We start from the raw sequence: 24,897 nt of genomic DNA, 5'->3' as shown, positions 1-24,897 counted from the left end.
CAGCTATTTTACTAGATTTCCAGGTGCTGCAAGACGCGGAAGAGCGGCAAGCGGAGCGGGGCGCAGAAGGACTTAAGACCTGGCCGGGCCTGCCGCTCGTCCGTTCTTCGATGTACGCTAGACCAGGAAGGACGAGCGCACGCGGTTCCAGAAAGGAAATGGACGGTAGCGCGCGAAGCTGACCTTCTTATCGGATACCTGGCACCGGACGGAAACCAGATCGTCAATCGGGTAGTTGTTATGGTCCACTGTCAGCATGAGCCGCTGCTCCTTGCAAGAGAAAATATCGCAGTGATGATGCTTTGGCAGCAGCAGAGGGGAGCCCATCGTCCGGAACACCCGATTGTTGATCGATGCAATTTCTGCAATCTGAAGCGCCTCGATCGTGGGGTGAACCATCGCTCCGCCGAGACTTTTGTTATAGGCTGTGCTTCCGGAAGGGGTGGAGATGCAGATACCGTCTCCCCGGAACATCTCGAACGTCTCGTCATTGATATCAATCTGGATGACGATCGTTCCGTCTATGCCCTTCAGTGTGAATTCGTTAAGGGCGATATGCGAAGTAGTGCCCGATTTCTTATGAATTTCGAGCTCAAGCAGCGGATATTTGACGATTTTGGCCCGGCGCGCTCCGGCATCGGAGCGTCCGCACATATAGTCCACAAGCGCGGGCAGCTCGTCGGCCTGCCAATCGGCGTAGAAGCCCAGATGACCGGTATGAACGCCTACGAAGGCGAGCTGGGAGATCCGGTCTATGAAGGTGTGAAAAGCATGAAGCATAGTGCCGTCTCCTCCGATGGAGACGACGATTTCCGGCGTTTCGGCGTCAAGCTGCATGCCCCGAGCCTCCGCCAGCTTGTGAAATTGCTGGCTGAGATCGATGGACAACTGATCGCCCCGGTCCAAGACATAATATCTCAAGGTGAATGGACTCCTTTGTTAGGGTTCTGTCATACACCGATCATAATCAATCTCGGGCCGGAACACAATGTCTAAGGGACTGAACGGCTTAAGGAATTCGCCGTCTTTCGGGACATGGAGCCGGAAACCGCAGGCGGGTTATCTTCCTTTGTACAAGCGGCCAATCCTGCTGGCCGCAGCCGCTGCAAGCGAGAGCAGCAGCATTGCTCCCAGCACCAGTCCGAGAAGCGCCAATCCGGAGGGAATAGATTGGACCGGGCGCCCCGCCGCAAGCGGAGCCAGGGCAGGAGCCGATCCCATCATCGGCCGCCAGAGCAGAAGCGCGAGAACTGCCGACAGCACGGCGTGTATCAGCCTGGCGGCCATGAACGGCAAGTACCGGAGGCCGGTGCCGTTCCAGATGCTGGCGACCTGGGCGTGGACCGACAGCCCTCCCCATGAGAGGATGAAGGCTGCCGCCGCAGCCTTGAAGGGGAGAGCCGCGGCCGCGCTTCCGGCTGCCTTGACGCCGACGGTGACCTCGAAGAAGCCGCTGGTCAGCGCTTCGGTCAGACCGGCCGGAAATCCCAAGGCAGCGAGCACATGTCCGGCTGCCGTCAGAAGAAGACCGAGAATTCCCGCCCGGTCCATCAGCTCCATTAGCATGGTGAAGAATACAACCAGGCCTCCTACGACCATAATAAGGCGCAGGGAGGATTCAATTGCGCCCTTCAGCAGCTCGCCAAGACTCCGTCCATCCTTCCGGCGGGCCTCTGCCATGGAGGCAAGAGCCGTCCGCAGACGCACCTTGCCTGGTACTGGTACCCGCATGTCCGCTGCAGGCGTTGGCGTATCCGGCACGGCCGGTTCCAGCCCGGCACCCCGCTCTCTAGTCTGCTCCGGGCGATCCGGGTCCAAGGGTCCAGGACGCGTCGGCACTTTCGGCCGCTTCTTCCCGGCACCAGCCAGCCGGCGCTCTTCCTTCCTGCCATAGAAGGACAGGAGGAGCCCCAGGATCAATCCGCTTCCATAGTGGGACAGTGCGAGATACGGTCCCAGAGCGGCGTTGTGGAAGAAGCCGACCGATACGGCGCCGAGCAGAAAGATGGGGTCCGACGAAGTCGTGAAAGCCACGAGCCGCTCTCCCTCGATCCGGGTAAGCTGTCCCTGTTCGCGAAGCTTGGCGGTGAGGCGCGCCCCGACCGGATAGCCGGATACATAGCCCATCGCCATAACGAAGCCTCCGCAGCCGGGAATGCGGAACAGCGGACGCATCAGCGGATCAAGCAAGGCGCCGAACAGATGGACAATGCCGAAGCCCAGCATGAGCTCGGACAGCACGAAGAATGGAAAGAGGGAAGGGAACAGCACGTCCCACCAGACGGCAAGTCCACGCAGGGCCGCATCCAGCGAAGCCTCCGGGTATAGCAGGATAAGAAGCATGCAGCCCGCCAGCCCGGCAATCAGCAAGGGGGTGCCGATTTTTTTGATCATGGGTACTTGGCCTCCGTTTGTTTAGTTATGTTGTATGCGGCAAATGGGACAATCAGCACAAAAAACTTAAAGAAAGCGTTTGCAAAATATAGTGCAATTTGCTTTGGTTTGTGATAATATGAAAATTAACAAATGAATCAAACCAAATGTATATTGGGGAGTGATGATGATGAGCGTAGTTGCCGGCGTTCTTGTGTGCGCTTTTGTTTATGTCATCCGAGCCTCCCTCGTCTCTCCTGGTGATGAGGATTGGCGGACCTATTAATATGCTGCAGACGCTAAACATTCGTTTAGCGTCTTTTTTGCGTCTTGAAGCCTTTTTCAGTGGCATAAATAGAAAAAAACCGTCCTCCCTGAATATCGACAGCGTTTGCTGATACATTATAACTTTAGACCTACTCACAAAATTATAGGTACATATTCCGTTATTTTTCTGTTTTTCTGATGTCTTTTGGTCCTTAATTTGGTATAATCAATAGGTCGATACTATTATATTCGGCGAAAGGTTGGCATTTCCCATGAATCCGAAGCAGACTTTATATGAGAATTTAGGCGGAGCCGAAGGCCTGCGCAGGCTAGTGGAGGCATTCTACGCCAAGATTCAGGGTCATCCTCGTCTTGGTCCGTTGTTCCCAGACGATATATTACTGGTTAGGGACAAGCAATTTCTTTTCCTGACACAATTCTTCGGAGGTCCTTCCCTCTACTCCGATCAGCATGGTCACCCGATGATGAGAGCCCGCCATATGCATGTGCCGATTACGCTGGAGTTGGCAGAGGATTGGCTCGAATGCATGGATGAAGCTCTAAAGGAGATTGGGACGGAGGAAGAGCTCCGGACGTTCGTGATTGGGCGGTTAGCGGGCCCGGCCCGCCATTTTGTCAACACACCCCCGGAAAGGCAGTGAAGTGTGATGGACGCCACGACAATGAATCAGACGGTCGCTCTGGAGCCCTTGTATTCGATTAAAGTGAAGTGCTGCAACTGCGAGGAGGAATTCATGACCTCCCGGGTACGTCCGAGCCTTAAGAGAGCGATCCGGCGTGACGCGGATTTCTGCTCCTATTACCAGAATGAGAATCCCGATTATTATGTAGTCCGTATCTGCCCGCACTGCGGCTTCGCTTCCACGGAGAATTCGGCGGAGAGACTCACCGACTGGCAGCGCAAGGCATTCATGACCCAGATCGGCAGCCGCTGGGAGACCCGGAGTTTCGAAGGCAAGAGAAGCTGGAGCGAGGCGCTGGAGACGTACAAGCTTGCTCTGCTCTGCGCCCAGGCTACGCAGGACAAGGAACGGCTGATCGCAAGCCTGCTGCATCATATCGCCTGGATGTACCGGTATAATGGCGATGAGGCGCAGGAGCTCCGCTTCCTGAAGCATAGTCTTGACAGTTACATCAACGTCTTCCAGCAGGAAGGCATATCGGGAAGCGACGCCCGGCTTATGTTCCTGATCGGTGAGCTTAACCGCCGCACTGGCCAGTTTAACGAAGCCGTCAAGTGGTTCTCGCGGATCGTCAACGACCGCAAGATTATGGATGCCGGAATGATCCGGGCGGCACGCGAGCAGTGGGGAGTCATTCGGGAGCAGATGCAGGGCCAGGAGCCCGGTCCTGTGGCCTGAGATATCTGTGGCCTGACCAATCTGTGGAATGATCAATAGAGTGTTCAAGAATAAGGATGCCCTTATTTCATATATGACCACAAAAAAAGAAACAGGCGCCGTTCCTTGAGGACGGTGTCTGTTTCTGTTGGCGGGTACAAGCGGAATTAGCGTTAGCGTACGGAATTAGCGCACCGACCGGTCAAACAGCAGATAATCGTCGTCGCTGTCGATTACGACGGGTCTTTCGCTGCAGCATGGAAAGACCAGCAGCTTCTTCTTGCCTTCCCTGACGCTCTTCAGCTCTTTCGGTTTCATGGGAAGCAGCACGTTCTCGGCGCCGCAGAACGGGCAGGTCTGCACATACATATCTCCAAGAATAATGTCGTAAGGCCAGGCGCGGTCGAAAGGAATCATGCTTCGTTCTTGCCTTCCCCTTCAGGCGAACCGCCCTCGCTGGCGTTCTTCTTGGAGAGCTCGGCTATCTTCTGCATCAGGATGTGCTGCGGCATATGCATTAAATGCTCCAGAGGGACACCCAGCTGCTTCGAGAGCGCCAATGCCGTTTCCGGCGAAATTTGAAGTGGCCGCATTTGTAATTGTCCTCCCAATCGTTTTAAATGATAAGCGTGTAATCCACTTTACCATGTAGCGCGAAGCATTACAAAGCAAACATGGAATGCTATGATAAAAGCATACAACAACTATAAAGGATGGGTGTTGACCGATGAAACAACCGCTTTCCCTAACCTGGGAACTGGATTCCCTCTTTGCCGGAGGCTCCGCCTCTTCCGAATTTGAAGCTTTTCTCGCTGAACTGGATGGAGATATCGGCAAGCTGGCCGAGCAGGTCAAGACGGCCCGCGCTCCACAGAGTGTAGAGGACAGCCAGGCTTTTGACGGGATCATAGAGCTGCTTCAGAGCTGTACCGGCCGCCTGATCCAGGCCTCGGAATTCGCAGGCTGTCTGGGCGCACAGAATCAGCAGGACAAGGGCGCCGTCCGTCTCTCCGGATCTGTAGCCGGCCTGAGCGCCCGGTTCCAAGGGGTATCTTCCGCATTCGAAAATGTGCTGCGCCAGACGGAGGATGAGGTATGGGCGCAGTGGATGGCCCGTCCGGAGATTGCCCCGCTGTCCTTTGTTCTGGGCGAGAGCCGGGACCAGGCGCGCGAGAAGCTGAGTCCGGAGCTGGAGAGCCTGGCGCTGGACCTTGCCGTTGACGGCTATCATGGCTGGAGTGAGCATTATGAGACGATTGTAAGCTCAATTGCCATTCCATATAAGGATGAAGACGGCACGGAGAAGAAGCTGTCGGCCGGCCAGGCTTTTAACAAGCTGCATGATAATGACAACAAGGCGCGGAAGGACATGTTCGCCAAATGGGAAAAGGCATGGGAAAATGTGGCCGACTATTGCGCCGACACGCTTAACCATCTTGCCGGCTTCCGTCTGAAGCTGTATGGCGCCCGGGGATGGGACAGCGTGCTTAAAGAGCCGCTGATGATCAACCGGATGACGGCGGAATCCCTCGAAATGATGTGGAAGACAATCGCCAAGAACAAGCCTGCGCTTCAGGCTTATCTGCAGCGCAAAGCAAAGCTGCTTGGACTGGAAAGCCTCAGCTGGGAAGATGTTGAAGCGCCGATTGCTCGATCATCGGGCAAGATCCCTTATGACAGCGCAGCGAAGGAAATTGTCGCCCAATTCGGCAAATTCAGTCCCAAGATGGCGGCCTTCGCCGAGCGCGCCTTCGACAGTAATTGGATTGAAGCGGAAGACCGTCCGGCCAAGCGTCCGGGAGGGTTCTGCGTGTCGTTCCCGATGAGCAAGGAATCGCGGATCTTCATGACTTACAGCGGCACGCCGTCCAATGTGGCGACACTGGCGCATGAGCTGGGTCATGCGTATCATTCCTATCTGCTCGACGACCAGCCGCTGCTGAACCAGAACTACGCGATGAATGTGGCAGAGACGGCTTCTACCTTCGCGGAGGTTATTGTAGCCGATGCCCAGGTCAAAGCTGCTGGCAGCGACGAGGAGAAGCTGGCGCTGCTGGAGGAGAAGCTTCAGAACAGCGTGGCCTTCTTCATGAATATTCATGCCCGTTTCCTCTTTGAGACAGCCTTCTACGAGAAGCGCAAAGCCGGACTTGTCAGCGCAGAGGAACTGTGCGCTCTGATGGTCGACGCACAGAAAGAAGCGTTCGGCGGCATTCTGTCCGGTTACCATCCGCATTTCTGGGCGGCGAAGCTGCATTTTTATATTACGGATGTGCCGTTCTATAACTTCCCGTACACGGTCGGCTATATGTTCAGCACCGGATTGTATCGTCTGGCTCTTCAGGAGGGACCTTCCTTTGCGGACAAATACGACGCGCTGCTGCGTGACACCGGGGTTATGACGCTGGAGGAATTGGTCCGCAAACACCTCGGAGTGGATCTGTCCCAACCGGATTTCTGGCAGGGGGCTGCCGATCTGATTCTCGAGGATATCGACACCTTCCTCAAGATGACTGAACATTTGGCCTAGGAGTCTTTCGCAATCAATGCGCAAATATGAATCCTGCTGACGACCTAGTCTGCAAACGTACGAAAGAAAGCTAAATCCATAGGTGTAAATACGAATAGACCCTCTCCGATCTTTGGTCGGCACGGGTCTTTTTTTATGGATATATGTCGAAAACACCCGTTCAGCGATGAGAAACTTGTTAGAAAACAAAGAAAAATGCGCATTTATAGGAATAATAACCCAATTATGTTGGAAATTGTTGTAGTGCACAAAGCAATCCCCTATAATGAGTCTTAAGCCTTATGAAGTGAGGCTGTATAACTAGTTTGAGGAGGATAATTCATGTTGAAGACGGAGCAATTGTCTCTTGCGAGGCAGTTGGATTTGGTGTTTAGGGAGCTTCGGGAGGAGCTTTCGGGGGTGACCTCGGGTATTGTGTTTGTGCAAATACGAAATGACTTGGTTGGCAAATTCGGCATCCGGCATAATCCGCTGACTGGACGCAGCGGAACATTTCTGGAGAAAGAGGAGGGGCTGACGCCCGAGCAGCATGCCTCCTTTCGGCTTATGGCTTTGGAGAGCCTGAAATTCAAGCGGCGTTGGACGCATGGCGAGATCAGCTTTGAATTCGCTGTCAAGCAGGGAATTGTAATGGTCGATGCAGTGCTGGAATCCAATTATAATATGGCCAATCTGATGATCCGATATCCGAGAAGCGCAGGTGCCGATGCCGATCATAATTGCGGCTAAAGGACTCATTTTAAAAGAACTCATGTTAGAAGAACATACCTGGAACCTGCTTTGAATCGGCTGAACCTGTACCGTTTCTTCGTATTCAACGATGATTAAGCTTCAAAAAGCCCCCGCGCTTCCTTAGGAAGCGGGAGGGCTCAGGTTAAGCGATAAACGATGGATTACAGTGTCGAACGACCGGAGAGCTGCTGCTCAGCCAGTTGTACAAGACGCTTGGTGATATAACCTCCCAGAGAACCGGTTTCGCGGGAAGTATAGTTACCATAGTAACCGTCCTGAGGGATGGTTACACCAAGCTCCTGAGCGGCTTCATATTTCAGCTGCTGCAGAGCTGCAGTGGCTTGAGGAACGACCAGGTTGTTGGAACGGCTGCTGCGACCTTGGCTTTGACCTGCTTGACCCATGTTTGTCACCTCCTTCGTCCTTGGTAGAGATAGTATGACCCGAAGAGGAGATATCATGCACAGATTCACAGAGGATGTGGATGGGAATTCATGTCAGGATATTGGATTGCGACAGCGGTTACAACCCTGTTAACGCAAACAAGCGGCCGGAATTCCGGACCGCTCGTCAAGTTGAATTATTGTTCTATCAGGCTTCTTGGGTATCGGGAGCTTTGGAATCGGGATAGATCATCTCGATCCAGGTCGCAAGCACCAGCGTCTCGCCTGGATTCAGGGTGATGAGACCTGTAAATTCCGGTCCTCCCGGTACGTTTGGGGCGTCCGGAAGCCAGGTGTAAGGCTCCACGCACAGGAACTGATCGGCAGTGCCTTTCGTGTAGAGCACCCAATGACGGAAGTAATCTTCGTCCGCTCCGTATTTTAATCCATATCCGTCATCTCTCAGCACTAACGCCTCTACCGGCCGCTTCCCTCCGATACGGAGAGGGGTGTCGAAGTTGGTTCCTTCCAGATTCATGCCCTCGTTCAGAGCTTCTAGCGGGCCCAGAGGCAGAACCTTGCCGCTTGGGAGCAGCTGGTCGTTCTGCTCATATACCCCTTCTACCGGAACTTTGATGCTCCAACGCTGCGGCTCTCCGTCAATCATGAACCAGGTATGATAACCGATTCCAAAGGGGATGCTCCGTTCATGGCCGAGATGGGTCACCTTTAGCGTCTGGCGAAGCGAGGAATCCTGCAGTTGAAACGTCATCTCGAACTTGAGTTCTACCGGAAGCTGCTCCATCCAATGAGGATCATTCTGGCTGCAGAACTCGGTCGTTACGGCGCACCCGTCTTCATCCTCCTGAATATCGCTGACAATCCACGACTGAGTACGGTGAAGACCGTGAATGTGATTGTCATTGGCAGTATTCTGGTCGAACTGGTAATTCGCTCCCTGGAACTCAAAACGTCCTTTGGCGATACGTCCCGGCGGAATGAGGAGCGGAATGCCGAAATGATAAGGCTTCTGCATGTAGAATTCCAGATCTCCCTCTTCCGGACTGCGCAGAATATCCCGTTCTTCCCTCAGATCCCGCAGGGAGATAATGTTGTTCCCCAGCTTGGGCAGCAGCGTGACTTCCAAATCGCGGCTGTGCAAAATATAGGTGTCATAACCGCACCATTGCCCTTTGGTCACCTGTTTCATGATCCATGCTCCTTTGTCGTACACTTAATTGCAACCGTAAACACATATCCTTATCATAACAGATTTACGAAAGAAGAGGTTAACGATTTGACAAACTTACCTTCCGGCTCTATGATGAACTCAGTTCAAGATGTTGTCAATGCGATGACGGGGACAAGTAAGCGGAAGATGCGGGGCTGCAGAAAGCCGGTGGATGATGCGAACCGGACGATGGCTTCCGACCGAATGGACCCCTGAGCGCCGAGCTCGAACGGGAGAATTCTCCCCAGTAGACCGGCCGGGCCTTTCCCGTTACAGAAAGTCTTTAAGGATGGCTGCAGCTGTATGAAAATCCGGTTCCGGAAGGAAGCGGGAAGACTGCGCCTTCGAATAAGGGTGGCACCACGGTCTCACGTCCCTTGCGGAGTGGGCCTTTTTTGCGTTCCCGGGTAATCTGTGTGACATTTAGAAAACGGAGGGTCTTGTTATGAAAAAGGTAATGTCCGGCATTCAGCCCAGCGGTAAGCTGACACTCGGCAACTATATCGGCGCGATCAAAAATTACGTCAAGCTTCAAAATGAGCTTCAGCATGACCATGAATTCTTCTTCATGGTTGTCGATCTGCACGCTGTCACCGTTCCTCAGGAACCGGCCAGTCTGCGCGAGCAGTCCGAGGCGGTCGCCGCGCTGTTCATCGCGGCAGGCATCGATCCCGCCCTCTCCAATGTGTACCTGCAGTCGCATGTGCCCCAGCATGCCGAGCTGGGCTGGTTGATGACTACGCTCACCTCCATGGGCGAGCTTGAGCGGATGACGCAGTTCAAGGACAAATCGAGCGGGAAGGATACTGTCGGCGCAGGCCTGTTCGTCTATCCAGCCTTGATGGCGGCCGATATTCTCGTATACAACTCGGATCTCGTGCCTGTCGGGGAGGACCAGAAGCAGCATCTGGAATTGACCCGTGATCTGGCGGGCCGCTTCAACAGCCGCTTCGGCGAATTCTTCACGATCCCCGAGCCATACATCCCCAAAGTGGGGGCGCGGATTATGTCGCTTGACGACGCCAGCAAGAAGATGAGCAAGAGCAACCCGAATGCCGGCAGCTATATCGCTCTCCTGGACCCGCCGGATGTCATCCGCAAGAAGATAAGCCGGGCGACGACCGACTCGGGCCGTGAGGTCGTATACGATCCTGCGAACAAGCCGGAAGTCAGCAATTTGATGACCATTTACTCCGAATTATCCGGTCTGTCGCTGGAGGAAATCGCGAACCGCTACGAGGGTCAAATGTACGGGGGCTTCAAGAAGGATCTGGCTGAGGTGGTGGTTGGCGTTCTGGAGCCGCTGCAGAAGCGTTATCAGGAGATCCGCAGCTCCGGCGCGATTACCGACATCCTCGCTTCGGGCGCGGAGCGCGCCCGGGAGGTTGCGGCTGTTACCCTGGCCGGCGTCAAAGAGCGGATGGGATTTCTCCCTACCCGCTAAGTGCCGACCGCCGGCATACGGCGGGTGACTTGCCGGAAACCCGGATGATGCAGGGCGAGGGTAGTCTGGCATTGGCCTGTCAGGGGCCAATCCGACATTAGCCTCAGAGGCCGGTCCGGCTTCTTACTGGCGATGGATATCAGCATTTGCCCTGCGAGGCTGTCCTGAATTTGCCTAGTGAGGACAGCCGGCATTTACCACCCGCTCACTACGGGCAGGCGGTTTCCCGGGTCATTCCAATGGAGGCTGCTTCTGCCGGGTGCGCGCCTTGACGATGAAGCCAAGGCCGATATTAAGAATGCAGAGCAGCCCAAGGAGCAGGGCGATCCAGACCTGGTAGGTGAGGGCGATGGATGCCGCCGCCAGCAATAATATAGAAGAAAGAGCAAACCATAATGCAAGTCCCTTGCTCATACATCCGCTCCTTGTCCCGGACGAAGGCCGATACGCCAACGCATACGGCCCTCGTCCGAATAAATGAAGCCACGCAGCTTGACGGCTGCGTGGCTTTTTTTGTGAAATCACAGCTTATTTATACTTTAATGGATCCCGGCTCGATTGCAAAGCGTTCGTCCAGCTTCTCGCTGCTAAGCCAGCCGACGTAGGTCTGCAGGGCGCGGTATTTGTGGTCCATCACAATGACGGCGACGAACGGGAACTGCTTCCGGTGCAAATAACGGACGTCTCCCCAGCGTACAATATATCCTGAAGGCAGCTCCTCGACTTCGGCGACGGCGTATGACGTGAAATACAAAAACGCCTGTATATCCGGATGGTTCTTGGAGTGCTCCACAGCGGGATGTGTCGAGCTGGCCGCATTTTTAAACCATTCGAGGCGCCCGCCCGTCAACTGGCCGATGCAATAAGTGCCGTCGAGCTTCTTCTTGACGACGTTCCAGCGGCGGGGTGTTATGGTTGGTATCGCCATATATTGTTCGCCGGGATCATGCCGGATGTCCTTGGCTTTGAGGCTTCGGGTAACGCGGGCATGGGCGACGGTGCGCCAGATGTAATACAGGGCGATCATGCTGTACAGGGAAACGAAGAGAGGCGCGGGAGGGAAGATCCCCGTAATCCAGAGCGCGATGGCGGCGAGGTGAGTTCCGAAAATGAAGGGATCGAAGATGTGGATAATATTCCAGGCGATCCAGCGCTCGGTCAGCGGCCGCGCCGCTTGGGTTCCATAAGTATTGAACAGATCGCTAAAGACATGAACGAACACTGCAATGAAGCTCCACAGCGCCAAATGGCCGACCGACCCCGAATCATGCAGGCCAAACAGGGGGCTAAGTACAAGGGTAATCAGAGCGGGCCACAGCAGCAGAAAAGGAAGGGAGTGGGTAACTCCGCGATGATTTCGGATATAGAGCGCGTTCCCCTTGAGCCGAAGGGCGGTATCGGCGTCGGGCGCCTGTGAGCCGATGACGGTGGCCAGCATGACGGCGCCTGCCAGCATCGGCTGTGAGGCGACGACGGGATCGACGAACGAGAGGCCGGCAAGTCCAAACCCCATTACAAAGTGTGTTGCGGTATCCATAGCGCTGATCTCCTTTGCACAGAAGTACTCTATTAATAACTACCCATTTCCTTAGCATAATATTTACACCTTAAAGAAACATTTAATGTCACGCAATTGTCAAATTGATGAACAAGTTGGTCGTTCACTGTCCAAATATTTTTTCGTTTGATATGATAAAGTTAACAGCGGGTTAATAAATTTGCACTATCTAAGTCGAAGAACCAGCTCGCAACTGCGTTCCGTCTTAAAGAATGGGCATGAAGGAGGAACCTGAAATTATATGGATAATCAATGGAGATACCAAGCCACTTCCGATACCGCGACAGTATCCGCCAAGCTCCCGCCTGAATCAGGGCGTGCCACCTGGCGTGATTTCGTTACTGTAACGAAGCCGGGAATCATTCGTTCCAATTTGATTGCGGCGTTTGCTGGCTACTGGGTGGCATCGGGCTGGAGCGTCCAGTACGGCAGGCTCGTATTGATGCTGCTTGGCACCATGCTGGTCATGGCGTCGGCCTGCGTGTTCAATAACTATTTCGACCGCGATCTCGATATGAAAATGGAACGGACGAAGAAACGCGGTCTGCCGACGGGCCGGCTAAAACCGAATACAGTGCTTGCGTACGGTGTCGCCCTCGGCATTAGCGGGCTGGCTATTCTGTTCCTGTTCTCGGGAGTGCTGGCAGGAGTGTTCGGCATCGTGGGCATGTTCGTCTATGTGGTCGTCTACACGCTTTGGCTGAAGCGCACATCCACCTGGAGCACCTCGGTCGGCGCGATTTCCGGAGCGATGCCGCCGGTTATCGGCTATGTCGCTGTTACGGGCACTGTTGATCTCGGCGCCTGGCTGCTGTTCGCCATGCTGTTTCTGTGGCAGCCGCCTCATTTCTGGGCGCTCGGCATCCGCCGCAAGGAAGAGTACCGGAACGCGGGCTTTCCGCTTCTTCCGGTTGTGAAGGGGACGCGCCGCACCAAGCTGCAGATGATTCCCTACGTCGCACTGCTGGTTCCCGTGTCGATTCTGTTCTACACGTACCACTATGCCGGCATTTATTTTCTGATCGTATCGGCGGGTCTGTCCGCCGCCTGGCTGTTCCTGACGCTGAAAGGGCTGTGGGCCAAAGACGATGACGCCTGGGCGAAGCAGAATTTCTTCTTCTCAATCAATTATTTGACGCTCAGCCTGATCGCTCTTGTGCTTAACACGATTCACGTATAAAAAGGAATATAACGGCTTGCGCCGTGACACAGATTAGCCCGCGAATAGCGGGCTTTTCGGCGTTTAAGCACTCTCTGCTCTCTGTATCGGTTAAAAAGGGAGCGGCTCCGGATAAATGATATATTCCTCAAGCCCCGCTTTTTCAAGCTGGCTGATATTATATTCGTCCGGTGTGCCTTCCACCCCGGCATATCCCCGGCGGGTATAAATATGCTCTGCATCAGGGAAGGCGTCGCGAAGCACGCCGCGAATTTTTTTGCCTGAGCTGTCGTTGTCCATATAGAGATAGATCTCCCGGCCGCCGACCTGCTTGCGCAGCGTCTCCAGCTTCTCCGTATTCAGGGTCCCAAAGGTACAGAAGATATCGACTTCGGGCCTCAACAGGCGTCTCAGGCGGCTGCGGTCGTTCTTGCCTTCGACAATAATGGCGATTGACATGGAAGCCTCACCTCCGTTTTCTTGTTTTAATATTACCTGACGCCTGTCTTTTTTAACAGAATTGCGAAGGTTTATGTAATCATTCCCCGGGAAATGCCGGATATCTTTCTGCCAAACAGACTAGCAAAAATGAGACGAATGCCAGGAAGGCGCGTCAGGCGCTTGGCGTAAAAAAACATCCGGTCGCCTGCACGAGCCGGATGCTTCGGTTTGGGTTAGGCTGTGGAATTACACCCAGAACGTTCTGAGAATGATGACCAGCAGGATATACAGAACGAGGATGGTGGCGGTAGAAGTGCCCAGTCCGCATACCGGAGCGGCAGCTACCGGAGCTACCTGAGGACAGCAGGGATTCGTCATTACAGTTCAACTCCCTTTCTAGGTGGATTGAAGGATTACAGTGTAGTATATGTCAATCCACCTAGCGGGTTTGTGCCCTTGCCTAAACTTGCGGGCGGGGACGGGCATGGTTTTTCGCCGACGCCCGGAGGCTTGCGGCTACGCTGTCCGGCCGTTCAGATCGGGACTGGCCGAGGAGAGCCGTCCGGCATTCGGACGGGGCAGCAGCAGCAGAGCCGTCATCAGCAGCAGGAAGCCGATGAAGTACGGCGACACCGCGTAGCGGAGCTGCCCGGCGGCGACGGGACCGGCAAAGGCGCCGAGCGAGGTGGCGATGGACTGCAGCGAGAAGGTGCGGCCGAGCCGCCCGGGCCCGCTGATGCCGATGAACAGCGAGGCCATCGCCGGGAAGAGCACGCCTTTGGCCGTGCCCAGCAGGAAGAGCACCGCCGCCGGCGGAACGGCGGGCATAGCGGCGAGCGCGAAGAAGCAGAGCGCCATGCCGAGCAGCGCTGCGCCGATTCGCGGAATCGGCGGCAGAAGGTTCAGAAACAGCATGCTCAAGGTAACGAGCGCTCCCAGGCTAAGCAGCGACAGCAGGATGCCGGTCGACAGGATGCCGCCGTTCCCCTTGGTTGCCTGGGAGAGCGGCAGCTCGAAGAAGAGCACGCCCTGGGCACAGGCGACGAAGAAGGGGAGCAGAAAGTACCGCAATGAGAACGGCTGCCGGACGCCAGGTGCTTCGGCATCGTCGGCAATTGCCGGATAGGCGCTCGCGGCGCCGCCAAGCCCTGTCTTCGCATGCGGGACATCTTCGTCAGCAGAGCCATGCTGGCCCGCAAGCGCGCTTGCCTCCCCTGTGCTCAAAGCGCCGGCAGGCTTCGGCTTCGGGACCCGAGGCAGGCTGAAATAGGCCATCACTCCAGTGGCGACTAACAGCCAGCCGAGTGACAGAAAAGTGCCGGAGAAGCCTGCCTTCGCCACGATGAACGCGCCCGCAGCCGGCGACAGGACGGAGGCCAGGGTGTGCACGATGCCTTGGCCGGACATGTATTTGCCCTGCTTCACCGGGTCGCGCGACAGGGAGGCGAGCAGGGACAGGCAGGCCGGGGACAGAAACGCGATCGCGAATCCGCTGGCCGCTCTGAAGAGCAGCAGATGCCAGGGCACCTGCGCATAGGCCTGCAGAAGAAGGACGGCTCCAGCCGCCACAAGGCTGCCGACGATGAACCGGCGGCTTCCCTTGCGGTCGATCAGGACGCCGGCCAGCAGGTTGCCGGGAAGGTGGGTCAGGGAATACATGCCCATCATCCAGCCGATGAAGGCCGGACCCGCGCCGAGCGACACCGCAAAGGGCGTCAGAATGGGATATTGCGCGTGCAGATCAAAATAGGCGAGAAACAGGAACAAATACAGCCAAAGCGCGGTCTTCACTGGCCGTTCACCTCCGTAAAGCCCTCCCTTCCGGAGGGCGGGACATCGACGGCGGGCCGCCGGATTTTGACATTACGGTCGCTTCTCCGGCGGACAACCGATACTTGTACTTTACGTGAAGGGAGCGGGGCGTAGAACTGCCGTTAAACCTTACAATGTTGTCATCCGCAGGATTCATGAATTATGTGTGTTCATCATGTATAATAATGATAACCTCGGGATTCCCGTTTTTTTTGCGGAAGTCTCCGGGCAAACAGGTACGGGAGCGTGTTGCTGGATTGATGGATACGGAAGTGTGGTCACAGTTTTTTAGAGAAAATTGGCTTGTCATTGTCATCGCGCTTGTTCTGCTGTTCGCTGTCATCAATTTGGTCAAAACGGTGCTGAAATGGGCGATTGCCATTATCATTATCGCCGGGTTGTTCGTCTACAGCGGAGTTACGATAGATCAACTCGGCAATGCTGTTGATAAAGTGAAGAATGAAGCCGTCGGAACGCTGCAGACCGAAGCCAAGGATGTCATGCTCAAGGAAGCGCAGGAGGCTGTGTATACCTCCGACGGCAATGGGGGCTATACCATCAAGACGCCGAACCTGGAAGTGAAGGGGAAGGCCGGCGAGGACAAGGCCAGCGTTACGTTCCGGGGCGTCAGCCTGGGACAGTGGAGCGTGAGCGGCACGCTCAAGAGCTTCATTGAAGAAGCTCGCAAAGCCGGACGATAGGCGATAGATCGCGCAGGAGGGAATTATGTGGAATGAATGGCTCCAGAGCCTGCGGGATGCCAATATCATCACGTTGGCATTGCTGCTCGTTCTGCTGATTTCAATGTTGCAAGGTTGGGCAAGAGGCTTCTCCCTGTCCGCCGGACGGCTGTTCGGACTGCTCGGCTCAAGCTTGCTTACGCTGGTGTCGCTTATTCTCGCCGCCGCTGGGGCGGCTTACGCGTCGCCGCGTGTTCAGGCATGGGCCGAGGGCGTATCCGCTCCGGCGGGGGAGCTGAAGCAGTGGCAGCAGATGTACTATACGGCCGTCTCCGCGCTGGCGGGACTGCCCTTGCTGCGCTTTCTGCTTCTGCTGCTGGTCGGGTACAGCGTGATTCGTCTTCTGGCGGGTCTGCTTATTCTGTTCCTGCCGCTGCCTTCTATCTTTGGACGGAGGTCTGACAGACGGAAGGTATCGGCAGGGAGCAGGCTGGGGGGAGCGGGCGTCGGACTGTTCATCGGAGCGGTCCGCTGCCTGCTGCTGATTATTGCACTGTATGTGGGGACGGGATTGAGTCCCGGAAGCGGGTTTTCACGCTATATCGAGGCTTCGCCTGTATATCGGCAGGGCGTGGAGAAGCTGATCGAGCCGGTAGCCGGTTCGGCGGTTCAGGACAAGCTGCCGGTGCTCACCGAGGCTGTCACCGCCGAGATGAACGATATTCTCCGGCGCAAGTACGAGATCATCGACCGCGATATATCGGGTGATATCAGCGAGGCCGCGGCGAATGTCGCCGGCAGCGGCAAGAACGCCAAGGAGAAGGCGCGGTTGTTATACGATTGGGTCGGAACCCGGATTTCGTACGATTACGCCAAAGCGGAGAATTATGAACGGAACCGGATATGGAAGGAGCAGACGCCGCAGGAGACATTTGATACCCGCCTCGGCGTCTGTATCGATTATGCGCGGCTGTACGCTGTCATGGCCCGGTCGCAAGGGCTTCAGGTGAGAGTCGTGACCGGCAGAGGATACGATGGGCAGGGAGGCTACGGGCCTCATGCCTGGAACGAGGTCTATTTGCCTGAGAGCGGGACCTGGATTCCACTGGACTCCACCTGGGCGAAGAGCGGAGACTGGTTCAATCCGCCTGATTTTGCCTCGACTCATGTCAAGGAAAGCGTACTCTAGCATTTTGGCCGATTGAAACCTAAGGATTAATCATTTGAGAGCGAACCATGTACTTCAAAGTACTGTGCGCGTTCAAGGTTGAGAATATGTGAGGAGCATCCCTTGTGTCGGGAGAACGCCTCCTGATCTCTGCGGATTTCATGCTGCATGTGTTCGAGGCATTAGTGGGGCTTACTTGCCATGTGGTACAATGTATAAGTCTTTTTTGGGTCCGGCATTTTGCTTGAGTTCGAATATTAACAATTGATGGTGCAATATATAGACAGATGCCTGGGTCAACAGAACAATGCCGGACTTATTCGTACATTTGAATTAAAGGAGAGAGAGAAGTGAGCATGTTTCGCAAGAAGGGCGCGGATTCAGAGGAGAGCGGCGGCAAAAATACATTGACCCTGCGGATTAACGTGTTCTTCTTCAGCACCTTTATCATTTTCTGCGTCATCATTATCCGTCTGGCTGTGCTGCAGTTCGTAGAGGGGCCAACGCTGACTGAGGTGGAGACGAGCCGGGACACCAAAGAGGTGCCGCTTGCCGCGATGCGCGGCTCCATCCTTGCGGCTGGAGGCGAGAAGATTGCGTACTCCACGCCTGTCCAGTCGCTGTACATTACGCTGACGAAGGAATACACGGCGAAGGTCACGGACAAGACGACGGGCAAGACGGATTTCACGCCGGAAGCGAAGGCGAGGGTAGATCAACTGGCTGCCAGTCTGGTCGAAAAATTCAATGAATTAGGAGACCCCGGCGAAGAGAAGCTGACAGTTGAGCAGGTTAAGGATGCCTTTGATCTGGGCTTCCGGAAGTACAATGGATATACGCCAAGACGTATCAAGGTGGGCCTGTCGACAAAGGAAGTCGCCTACTTCATGGAGCACCGGAGCGAGTATCCGGGTCTGGAAGTGGTGGAAGAGAATGAGCGGCATTATGACAAGGATACGGTAGCTGCCCAGACGGTCGGCTATATGAAGCTCTTCAAGAACTCCAACAGCTTGGACATCTACAAGAATATTTTGAACGCGATGAAGCAGACGAATCCGGAGCCTGGCCTCATGTACAAGGATGACGAATACGTCGGCTTTGATGGTCTGGAGCGCCAGTACCAGCGCGAGCTGCGCGGCCAGAACGGCTATCAGGTCGTCTCGGTCGATCCGCAGAACATGGCGGAGAAGGTGGAGAAGGTGGTCGCGCCGGTTAAGGGCGACGATATCTGGATGACGGTCAACAAGAACATTCAGCTCAAGACGGAGCAGGCGATCACGGATCAGCTGAAATGGCTGCACACCCATCCCGTTCAAGGCAAGACGCATCCTTACGCCCAGACCGGCTATGCGGTGGCAATGGAAGTGGATACGGGGAATATCGTGGCGATGGCCAGTATGCCGGACTATGATACGAACAAATGGATTGACGGCAGCATTATGGATATTTGGGACAAAATTTCGACCAACTATCAAAATGGTACGATTACGCCGTATTCATCAGGCCGTTCCGGACATGATTTCAGTTCGACCGTGCTGATGGGGTCCACAATCAAACCGCTCAGTGTGCTGCTCGGGCTGAATGAAGGGCTGTTCACTACAAATGACTGGTATCAGGACAAAGGGATTACCTACTTCGGCAAAGCCGGACACGAGACCTCGGTCCGAAATGCATCAGGCCATGTATACGGGGGCATGGACCCGGCGCTGGCGATCCAGCATTCCTCCAACGTCTTCATGGTCGATATGGTCGGCAAAAGACTGTACAACAAATACCAGTCCAAAGGCATCGACGTCTGGGACAAGTATATGAAGGAATTCGGGCTCGGTGTCTCGACCGGAGTGGATCTGCCCAACGAGTTCAAAGGGCAGATCAACTACACGAACATCAAGGCGACAGGCAGTGCGCAGGCCTCGCTGGTCTATGCCTCTTTCGGCCAGCAGGGGGCGTATACGACCCTTCAACTGGCGCAGTATGTGACCATGCTGGCTAATAAAGGCGAACGCATTAAGCCGAATCTGGTCAGCAAAATCACGGACTCGGAAGGAAATGTCGTGAAGACGTTCGGCCGTGAGGTGCTGAACACCGTCAAGATGGATGATTCATACTGGAATGAAGTCAAGAAGGGTATGAACAGTGACGTTGACGCCTTCTCTGATTTCCCGTATGATTTTGCGCGGAAGACAGGTACTTCGCAGCAGACGTATTACAATAAGGATACGAAGAGTGCCACCAATCTGGATAACGGTGTGTTCATTGCTTATGCGCCGCGCAACAACCCGAAGCTGGCGGTGGCTGTTATTATCCCTGAAGGCGGATTTGGTTCGAACAGTGCCGCACCGGTGGCGCGCAAGATTTTTGACGCTTATGATTGGGAGTATGGACTGGACGGTGTGCCGAAGAAGAGTCTGCAGCAGAATCCGAACGCATCGGCCACACCCGCGCAGTAAAGGGTACGATTAGGAAGCAGGGCGGTTTGGGTTAACTTCGAAGGGGGGAGCCAAGTGAGCCTGTTGGGCAAGCAAGGCGCGAATTCGGAGGAGAACGTCGGTAAGAACACCATGCCCCTTCGCATCAATATGTTCTTCTTCAGCACTTTTGTCATTTTCTGCATCATTATTATCCGTCTGGCCGTATTGCAATTTGTGGAGGGGCCGACGCTGACCGAGGTGGAGACGAGCCGGGACAGCAAGCAGGTGCCGCTTGCCGCGACACGCGGCTCCATCCTGGCGGCCGGAGGCGAGAAGATCGCATACTCCACGCCTGTCCAGTCGCTGTACATTACGTTGACGAAGGAATACACGGCAACTGTAACGGACAAGACGACTGGCAAGACCGACTTCACGCCGGAGGCTAAGGCGAAGGTCGATTCGCTGGCAGCTAAACTGGTCAAAAAGTTCAATGAATTAGGGAATCCCGGCGAAGAGAAGCTGACTGTTCAGCAGGTTAAAGATTCTTTCGATCTGAACTTCAAGAAGTATAGCGGCTACACGCCGCGGCGGATCAAGGCGGGGCTGTCAACGAAGGAAGTTGCCTTTTTCATGGAGCATCGAAGCGAGTATCCGGGTCTTGAAGTGGTGGAAGAGAACGAGCGCCACTATGATAAGGGTACCGTAGCCGTCCAGACCGTCGGCTATATGAAGCTCTTCAAGAATTCGGGCAGTTTGGACATTTACAAGAACATTTCGTACGCGATGACGAAGAAAAATCCGGAGCCGGGGCTGATTTACAGGGACGACGAGTATGTCGGGTTTGACGGCCTGGAGCGTCAGTACCAACGCGAGCTGCGCGGCCAGAACGGCTATCAGGTTGTATCGGTCAATCCGCAGAACATGGCGGAGCAGGTGGAGAAGGTCGTGCCGCCTGTCAAAGGCAATGACATCTGGATGACGATCAACAAGAACGTTCAGCTCAAGACGGAGCAGGCGATTACAGATCAGTTGAAATGGCTGCACAATCATCCCGTTCAGGGCAAGACACATCCTTACGCCCAGACAGGCTATGCGGTGGCGATGGAAGTGGACACCGGGAATATTGTGGCGATGGCCAGTATGCCGGACTATGATACGAACGCCTGGCTTAACGGCACGATCATGAATATCTGGGACGATATTCAATTGAACAATCAAAATGGTGCGATCAACCCGCTCATATCCGGACAATCCGGCCACGGCTTCAGCTCAGCCGTATGGATGGGTTCGACGGTCAAGCCGCTCAGTGTGCTGATCGGACTTAACGAAGGGTTGTTCACAACCGGATATTATTACCAGGACAAAGGAATCGCCTATTTCGGTAAAGCTGGTCATGAGACCTCAGTCCGCAACTCGTCGGGCCATGTCTACGGCGGCATGTATCCTTACCAGGCCATCGAGCATTCCTCAAATGTCTTTATGGTCGATATGGTCGGGAACAAGCTGTACAAGAAGTACGGTTCCGAAGGTGTGAATATATGGGATAAATATATGAAGGAATTCGGACTCGGCGTGTTCACCGGTGTTGATCTGCCGGGAGAGCACCGAGGGAAGATTAACTACAGAGATGAGGCTAAGACCAGCAGTCCGCAGTCGGCCCTGGTGTATGCCTCTTTCGGCCAGCAGGGCGCCTATACGGCGATTCAACTGGCACAGTACGCTTCGACACTGGCCAACAAGGGCGAACGCATCAAGCCTCATTTGGTCAGCAAAATCACCGATCCGACAGGTAAGACAGTGAAGACGTTCAGCCGCGAAGTACTGAATACAGTCAAGATGGACAGCTCTTACTGGGAAGAGGTTAAACGCGGTATGAACAGTAAAGTCGATGCCTTCTCCGACTTTCCTTACGATTTCGCGCGCAAGACGGGGACCTCGCAGCAGGACTATTACGACAAGGACGGCAAGCATACCGTGGACAACGGCGTATTCATCGCCTATGCTCCGCGCAACAATCCGAAGCTGGCGGTGGCCGTTGTTATCCCCGAAGGGGGATTTGGTTCGAACAGCGCCGCCCCGGTGGCGCGGAAGATTTTTGACGCGTATGATTGGGAATATGGACTGGGCGGTGCGCCGAAGAAGACTCTCCAGCAGAATCAGAACACCGCAGCCGGTGGCAACACAGCCGATCAGGCTGGCAAGTCCACTGCAAATCAGTAACGGAAGAAGTTGGGTAAAAGACAAAGGATAGAGTATAGAGAATTAAGGATAGGAACAATACAGAAAATGGAGGAATGGCAATGACCGCCAAATACCGCCTGCTTGCCCTGGATATGGATGGAACCCTGCTGAATGATGAGGAGAAGATTACCCCGGAGACGGTAAAATGGATTCACCGCGCGGTGGACGCGGGCGTGTACGTCTGCCTGTCAACCGGACGCGCGTTTCGCTCCGCCTACCCTTACGCCGAGCAGCTTGGCCTCAAGACGCCGCTCGTGACCGTCAATGGCAGCGAGGTGTGGCGCGCGCCGCATGAGCTGTACCGCCGCTCCCTGATGGACCCGGAGCTGATCAAGCAAATGCATGCCATCGCAATGGAATACGGCACTTGGTACTGGGCTTACTCGGTGGACGCCGTGTACAACAAGAACAGCTGGGACGGCAATATCGACGGCCGGGAGTGGCTGAAGTTCGGGTATCATACGGAGGACAACGAGATCCGGCATCAGGTGCTGCTGAAGCTGCAAAATATGGGGGGACTGGAAATCACCAATTCCTCGCCTTTCAATCTGGAGATTAATCCGCTGGGCGTCAACAAGGCGTCCGGAATCAAAGAAGTCTGCGGTCTGCTCGGCATCACGATGGAGGATGTTGTCGCGGTGGGCGACAGCCTCAATGACCTGGCCGTTATTCAACAGGTCGGCTTGGGCGTCGCCATGGGCAACGCCCAGGAGACGGTTAAGCAGGAAGCCGATGCGGTTACCGCGAGCAATAACGAAGACGGCATTGCCGAAGTGATCCGCCGCTTCATCCTGCAGGACGAAGCGGAGATTACGGGCTAGCACTAGGCATAACGTATTTAAGCGGTCCGCCAAGCAATCACTACTGGAGGGATATCCTTGACAATCCTCGGATGGATTTTGATCATTGCCCTGTTCGCGGTCGGCCTGGCCGGAGCCGTCTACCCGATTTTACCGGGAGCTCTGGCAATTTATCTGGGCTTCTTCGTCCATGGCTGGTTCTTCGGCTTCGCGCCGTTCGGTCCCTGGTTCTGGATTATCCAGACCTTGATCGTGGCGGTGCTCTTTGTCGCCGATTATGTCGTGGGAGCGTGGGGCGTCAAGAAATTCGGCGGCTCGCGCGCATCGGTAATCGGCAGCACGATCGGCCTGATTGCCGGACCGTTCGTGATTCCGGCGTTCGGGCTCATTATCGGCCCGCTGCTCGGCGCATTTATCGGCGAAATGATCGCAGGCTCTGACCCCGGCAAATCGTTCAAGGTGAGCCTGGGCTCGCTGCTCGGCCTGTTCACCAGCACCGTGGTCAAGGTGATTCTTCAGGTCACTATGGTCGTCCTCTTCTTTATCTGGATCGGCCGGTTTTAATTTCAACGTAAAGTAGGGGAACAAGGTTGTCGAAGAAGGACTCTTTTGTCAAAGGCACAATCATTCTCGCGGCCGCCGCTTTGGTGGCCCGGGTGCTCGGTATTTTTCAGCGGGTGCCGCTGGAGCATCTGTTCAACGATGTAGGGGATGCGGCGTTCTCCCAGGCCAACAATGTCTACCTGATGCTGCTGACGCTCGCTACGGCAGGCATTCCCAGTACCCTCAGCAAAATGGTCTCCGAGCGGTACGCTCTGAACCGTCCCGATGAAGCGCGGCAGATTTACCGGGCCGCGCTTATTTTCGGCGCCGTCGTCGGGGTCATCATCAGCGTGTTGCTGTACATAACCGCACCGCTCTTTGCGAAGCATGCGGGCGTACCGGAGAGCACGCTGGCCATCCGGGCCATTGCGCCGGCGCTGCTGCTGTTCCCGTCCATCGCGATGATGCGCGGATATTCGCAGGGGCGCAATAATATGATGGCGAACGGGATGTCGCAGATCGTGGAGCAGATCGCCCGGGTGCTGACCGCCATTCTGCTGGCATTTGTGCTGTTCCATCAAGGCTACAGCAACTCGGTTATGGCGGCGGGCGCGTCGTTCGGCAGCGTATTCGGCAGCATTGGCGCGTTCGCCATCATGCTGTATGCCGCCATCCGGCTGCACCGGGAAGACAAGGCATCGGGATTGTATGCCGCTCAGGGCGAGCGGCTGCCGCTGCTGCGCATTTATAAGGATATCTTCAGTCTGTCGATTCCGATTATTCTGTCCTCGATGACGATTCAGGCCGTCTATTTCATCGACTCCTCGCTGATTGTTCCCCTGCTTAGCGGACAGGTAGGGAATGCCGAGGCGACCCGTCTGCTGGGGATTCTCGGGCAGAAGGCGCAGAGCATCGCAGGCATTCCGCCCGTGCTGGCGATCGCGCTCAGTACTTCGCTGATCCCGGTCATCTCGGCCGCCTATGCGCGCCGGGACGAGGAGCATCTGAAGCGTCAGATTACGCTGGCGATGCGGATCGCCATCCTGACCGGCACGCCGATCGTGCTGTCGCTTGTGGTCGCGGCCTTCTCGGTCAATGGCCTGCTGTTCTCCACTCCGTCCGGCAGCGGGATGATCGCGCTGCTGACGCTCGGTACGATTTTTCAAATAACGATGACGACCTCGAACTCGATTCTGCTCGGCATGGGCAAATCGCGGATTTCCATGTTCTATGTACTGGCCGGGATTGTGGTGAAGCTGGGAGCGAGCGTGCTGCTGAGCCGGTTCATGGGTATTTACGGCATTATTATCGCTACCGCGCTGTGTTTCATCGTTATTACCGCACTTAATCTGCGGCTGTTGCGGACAATCGTGCCGTTTCAGATTATGGGCAAGCGCTGGGGCGGTTATCTGATCGCCGTGTTGGTGTCCGCCGCCGTGGGCTACGGCCTAAATGAGGCAGGCATCCATCTGGCGGGTCTTCTGCCCGACCGTGTGGCGTATTTGATTGCATGCCTGCTGACCGGTGCCAGCGTTGTCGCTTTGTATCTGGTTGTGCTGATCATCTTCGGCGTCCTGAGCGCGGCCGAGCTGTCCAGCTATCCGCGGCCTGTCCGCAAGCTGCTGAACCCGCTGATGAAGCTGCAGCCTGCACGCATGCGGGAGAAGGAATAGGTCCTTTGCTCCATGATTTGACTTCGCGTGCGCATTTTGCTTCACTTAGAGAGGAAGCAGAATTACTGTGAAATGAGCATTTTGCATACA

General features: G+C 55.3%; 24 protein-coding genes. 13 read left to right on the top strand and 11 right to left on the bottom strand.

What is annotated here, in order from left to right; genetic code table 11:
• Nucleotides 1–117 precede the first annotated feature (117 nt).
• Together PSTEL_RS21630 and PSTEL_RS21625 are read right to left on the bottom strand one after the other, a co-directional pair.
• Complete coding sequence (locus PSTEL_RS21630) at nt 118–921, bottom strand: NAD kinase (RefSeq protein WP_038698567.1); 804 nt, start codon at nt 919–921, stop codon at nt 118–120.
• Nucleotides 922–1,059: 138 nt separating this feature from the next.
• Complete coding sequence (locus tag PSTEL_RS21625) at nt 1,060–2,394, bottom strand: nucleoside recognition domain-containing protein (protein ID WP_038698566.1); 1,335 nt, start codon at nt 2,392–2,394, stop codon at nt 1,060–1,062.
• Nucleotides 2,395–2,912: 518 nt separating this feature from the next.
• Between PSTEL_RS21625 and PSTEL_RS21620 the strand changes: the two genes are divergently transcribed.
• Together PSTEL_RS21620 and PSTEL_RS21615 are read left to right on the top strand one after the other, a co-directional pair.
• Nucleotides 2,913–3,302 carry a globin domain-containing protein gene (locus PSTEL_RS21620; protein WP_038698564.1) on the top strand — a complete coding sequence of 130 codons (390 nt, stop codon included), beginning with the start codon at nt 2,913–2,915 and terminating at the stop codon, nt 3,300–3,302.
• Between the two features lie 21 nt (nt 3,303–3,323).
• Complete coding sequence (locus PSTEL_RS21615) at nt 3,324–4,022, top strand: DUF2225 domain-containing protein (protein ID WP_038701454.1); 699 nt, start codon at nt 3,324–3,326, stop codon at nt 4,020–4,022.
• Nucleotides 4,023–4,187: 165 nt separating this feature from the next.
• Here PSTEL_RS21615 and PSTEL_RS21610 read toward each other — a convergent pair whose 3' ends face one another.
• On the bottom strand, nt 4,188–4,418 hold the full coding sequence (locus PSTEL_RS21610; RefSeq protein WP_038698562.1) for a hypothetical protein: 231 nt from the start codon (nt 4,416–4,418) through the stop codon (nt 4,188–4,190).
• The gene (locus PSTEL_RS21605) at nt 4,415–4,594 is read right to left on the bottom strand and encodes a YycC family protein (RefSeq protein WP_038698560.1); all 180 of its coding nucleotides are present in this window, start codon (nt 4,592–4,594) and stop codon (nt 4,415–4,417) included. The genes PSTEL_RS21610 and PSTEL_RS21605 overlap by 4 nt, the downstream gene beginning before the upstream one ends.
• Before the next feature lie 134 nt (nt 4,595–4,728).
• On the opposite strand from PSTEL_RS21605, the gene PSTEL_RS21600 reads away from it, so the two are divergent.
• Nucleotides 4,729–6,531 (top strand): M3 family oligoendopeptidase, encoded by a 1,803-nt coding sequence (locus tag PSTEL_RS21600; protein ID WP_038698558.1) that lies wholly within the window; start codon nt 4,729–4,731, stop codon nt 6,529–6,531.
• 321 nt (nt 6,532–6,852) lie between these two features.
• Nucleotides 6,853–7,260 (top strand): hypothetical protein, encoded by a 408-nt coding sequence (locus tag PSTEL_RS21595; protein ID WP_038698556.1) that lies wholly within the window; start codon nt 6,853–6,855, stop codon nt 7,258–7,260.
• A gap of 164 nt (nt 7,261–7,424) precedes the next feature.
• Here PSTEL_RS21595 and PSTEL_RS21590 read toward each other — a convergent pair whose 3' ends face one another.
• The gene (locus PSTEL_RS21590) at nt 7,425–7,667 is read right to left on the bottom strand and encodes an alpha/beta-type small acid-soluble spore protein (RefSeq protein ID WP_038698554.1); all 243 of its coding nucleotides are present in this window, start codon (nt 7,665–7,667) and stop codon (nt 7,425–7,427) included.
• 187 nt (nt 7,668–7,854) lie between these two features.
• A complete protein-coding gene (locus PSTEL_RS21585; RefSeq protein ID WP_038698552.1) occupies nt 7,855–8,856 on the bottom strand; it encodes an aldose 1-epimerase in 1,002 nt (333 codons plus the stop codon).
• 466 nt (nt 8,857–9,322) lie between these two features.
• On the opposite strand from PSTEL_RS21585, the gene trpS reads away from it, so the two are divergent.
• Entirely contained in the window at nt 9,323–10,321 is a 999-nt protein-coding gene (gene trpS / locus PSTEL_RS21580) for a tryptophan--tRNA ligase (protein ID WP_038698550.1), read from the top strand.
• Nucleotides 10,322–10,552: 231 nt separating this feature from the next.
• Here the strand turns inward: trpS and PSTEL_RS21575 are convergent, their stop codons facing one another.
• The gene (locus tag PSTEL_RS21575; RefSeq protein ID WP_038698548.1) at nt 10,553–10,735 is read right to left on the bottom strand and encodes a hypothetical protein; all 183 of its coding nucleotides are present in this window, start codon (nt 10,733–10,735) and stop codon (nt 10,553–10,555) included.
• Nucleotides 10,736–10,853: 118 nt separating this feature from the next.
• Nucleotides 10,854–11,858, bottom strand: a complete 1,005-nt coding sequence (locus PSTEL_RS21570) for a metal-dependent hydrolase (protein ID WP_038698546.1) — start codon at nt 11,856–11,858, stop codon at nt 10,854–10,856.
• A gap of 262 nt (nt 11,859–12,120) precedes the next feature.
• Here PSTEL_RS21570 and cyoE point away from each other — a divergent pair, with 262 nt between their 5' ends.
• Nucleotides 12,121–13,059, top strand: coding sequence for a heme o synthase (gene cyoE, locus PSTEL_RS21565; RefSeq protein WP_038698544.1), 939 nt, complete (start codon nt 12,121–12,123; stop codon nt 13,057–13,059).
• Between the two features lie 90 nt (nt 13,060–13,149).
• Here cyoE and PSTEL_RS21560 read toward each other — a convergent pair whose 3' ends face one another.
• The 3 genes from PSTEL_RS21560 to PSTEL_RS21555 form a co-directional block, all read right to left on the bottom strand.
• Nucleotides 13,150–13,497 carry a DNA primase gene (locus tag PSTEL_RS21560; RefSeq protein ID WP_038698542.1) on the bottom strand — a complete coding sequence of 116 codons (348 nt, stop codon included), beginning with the start codon at nt 13,495–13,497 and terminating at the stop codon, nt 13,150–13,152.
• Nucleotides 13,498–13,725: 228 nt separating this feature from the next.
• On the bottom strand, nt 13,726–13,857 hold the full coding sequence (locus PSTEL_RS28630; RefSeq protein ID WP_235775207.1) for a sporulation protein YjcZ: 132 nt from the start codon (nt 13,855–13,857) through the stop codon (nt 13,726–13,728).
• A gap of 138 nt (nt 13,858–13,995) precedes the next feature.
• Nucleotides 13,996–15,270, bottom strand: coding sequence for an MFS transporter (locus PSTEL_RS21555; protein WP_038698540.1), 1,275 nt, complete (start codon nt 15,268–15,270; stop codon nt 13,996–13,998).
• A 281-nt stretch (nt 15,271–15,551) separates the two neighbouring features.
• Here PSTEL_RS21555 and PSTEL_RS21550 point away from each other — a divergent pair, with 281 nt between their 5' ends.
• From PSTEL_RS21550 to PSTEL_RS21520, 7 genes are all read left to right on the top strand, one after another.
• Nucleotides 15,552–15,992, top strand: coding sequence for a hypothetical protein (locus PSTEL_RS21550; protein ID WP_038698538.1), 441 nt, complete (start codon nt 15,552–15,554; stop codon nt 15,990–15,992).
• Between the two features lie 25 nt (nt 15,993–16,017).
• Nucleotides 16,018–17,160, top strand: a complete 1,143-nt coding sequence (locus PSTEL_RS21545) for a transglutaminase domain-containing protein (RefSeq protein ID WP_038698536.1) — start codon at nt 16,018–16,020, stop codon at nt 17,158–17,160.
• 335 nt (nt 17,161–17,495) lie between these two features.
• On the top strand, nt 17,496–19,589 hold the full coding sequence (locus tag PSTEL_RS21540) for a peptidoglycan D,D-transpeptidase FtsI family protein (RefSeq protein WP_038701452.1): 2,094 nt from the start codon (nt 17,496–17,498) through the stop codon (nt 19,587–19,589).
• A 54-nt stretch (nt 19,590–19,643) separates the two neighbouring features.
• A complete protein-coding gene (locus tag PSTEL_RS21535; protein WP_038698534.1) occupies nt 19,644–21,770 on the top strand; it encodes a peptidoglycan D,D-transpeptidase FtsI family protein in 2,127 nt (708 codons plus the stop codon).
• 80 nt (nt 21,771–21,850) lie between these two features.
• On the top strand, nt 21,851–22,612 hold the full coding sequence (locus PSTEL_RS21530; RefSeq protein ID WP_156995936.1) for a Cof-type HAD-IIB family hydrolase: 762 nt from the start codon (nt 21,851–21,853) through the stop codon (nt 22,610–22,612).
• A 57-nt stretch (nt 22,613–22,669) separates the two neighbouring features.
• Nucleotides 22,670–23,155 carry a DUF456 domain-containing protein gene (locus PSTEL_RS21525; protein ID WP_038698531.1) on the top strand — a complete coding sequence of 162 codons (486 nt, stop codon included), beginning with the start codon at nt 22,670–22,672 and terminating at the stop codon, nt 23,153–23,155.
• Nucleotides 23,156–23,181: 26 nt separating this feature from the next.
• Nucleotides 23,182–24,807 (top strand): putative polysaccharide biosynthesis protein, encoded by a 1,626-nt coding sequence (locus PSTEL_RS21520; protein WP_038698529.1) that lies wholly within the window; start codon nt 23,182–23,184, stop codon nt 24,805–24,807.
• Nucleotides 24,808–24,897 lie beyond the last annotated feature (90 nt).

Source organism: Paenibacillus stellifer, assembly GCF_000758685.1.
GTDB classification, from domain to species: Bacteria; Bacillota; Bacilli; order Paenibacillales; family Paenibacillaceae; genus Paenibacillus_AQ; species Paenibacillus_AQ stellifer.
Note: the sequence above shows the minus strand (reverse complement) of the source record. Positions and strands in the feature narration are given on the sequence as shown.

Excerpts from the sequence above, each read along its gene's own strand:
- PSTEL_RS21625 (WP_038698566.1), bottom strand. The coding sequence starts at position 2,394 with ATGATCAAAAAAATCGGCACCCCCTTGCTGATTGCCGGGCTGGCGGGC.
- PSTEL_RS21620 (WP_038698564.1), top strand. The coding sequence starts at position 2,913 with ATGAATCCGAAGCAGACTTTATATGAGAATTTAGGCGGAGCCGAAGGC.
- PSTEL_RS21615 (WP_038701454.1), top strand. The coding sequence starts at position 3,324 with ATGAATCAGACGGTCGCTCTGGAGCCCTTGTATTCGATTAAAGTGAAG.
- PSTEL_RS21610 (WP_038698562.1), bottom strand. The coding sequence starts at position 4,418 with ATGATTCCTTTCGACCGCGCCTGGCCTTACGACATTATTCTTGGAGAT.
- PSTEL_RS21605 (WP_038698560.1), bottom strand. The coding sequence starts at position 4,594 with ATGCGGCCACTTCAAATTTCGCCGGAAACGGCATTGGCGCTCTCGAAG.
- PSTEL_RS21600 (WP_038698558.1), top strand. The coding sequence starts at position 4,729 with ATGAAACAACCGCTTTCCCTAACCTGGGAACTGGATTCCCTCTTTGCC.
- PSTEL_RS21595 (WP_038698556.1), top strand. The coding sequence starts at position 6,853 with ATGTTGAAGACGGAGCAATTGTCTCTTGCGAGGCAGTTGGATTTGGTG.
- PSTEL_RS21590 (WP_038698554.1), bottom strand. The coding sequence starts at position 7,667 with ATGGGTCAAGCAGGTCAAAGCCAAGGTCGCAGCAGCCGTTCCAACAAC.
- PSTEL_RS21585 (WP_038698552.1), bottom strand. The coding sequence starts at position 8,856 with ATGAAACAGGTGACCAAAGGGCAATGGTGCGGTTATGACACCTATATT.
- trpS (WP_038698550.1), top strand. The coding sequence starts at position 9,323 with ATGAAAAAGGTAATGTCCGGCATTCAGCCCAGCGGTAAGCTGACACTC.
- PSTEL_RS21575 (WP_038698548.1), bottom strand. The coding sequence starts at position 10,735 with ATGAGCAAGGGACTTGCATTATGGTTTGCTCTTTCTTCTATATTATTG.
- PSTEL_RS21570 (WP_038698546.1), bottom strand. The coding sequence starts at position 11,858 with ATGGATACCGCAACACACTTTGTAATGGGGTTTGGACTTGCCGGCCTC.
- cyoE (WP_038698544.1), top strand. The coding sequence starts at position 12,121 with ATGGATAATCAATGGAGATACCAAGCCACTTCCGATACCGCGACAGTA.
- PSTEL_RS21560 (WP_038698542.1), bottom strand. The coding sequence starts at position 13,497 with ATGTCAATCGCCATTATTGTCGAAGGCAAGAACGACCGCAGCCGCCTG.
- PSTEL_RS28630 (WP_235775207.1), bottom strand. The coding sequence starts at position 13,857 with ATGACGAATCCCTGCTGTCCTCAGGTAGCTCCGGTAGCTGCCGCTCCG.
- PSTEL_RS21550 (WP_038698538.1), top strand. The coding sequence starts at position 15,552 with ATGGATACGGAAGTGTGGTCACAGTTTTTTAGAGAAAATTGGCTTGTC.
- PSTEL_RS21545 (WP_038698536.1), top strand. The coding sequence starts at position 16,018 with ATGTGGAATGAATGGCTCCAGAGCCTGCGGGATGCCAATATCATCACG.
- PSTEL_RS21540 (WP_038701452.1), top strand. The coding sequence starts at position 17,496 with ATGTTTCGCAAGAAGGGCGCGGATTCAGAGGAGAGCGGCGGCAAAAAT.
- PSTEL_RS21530 (WP_156995936.1), top strand. The coding sequence starts at position 21,851 with ATGACCGCCAAATACCGCCTGCTTGCCCTGGATATGGATGGAACCCTG.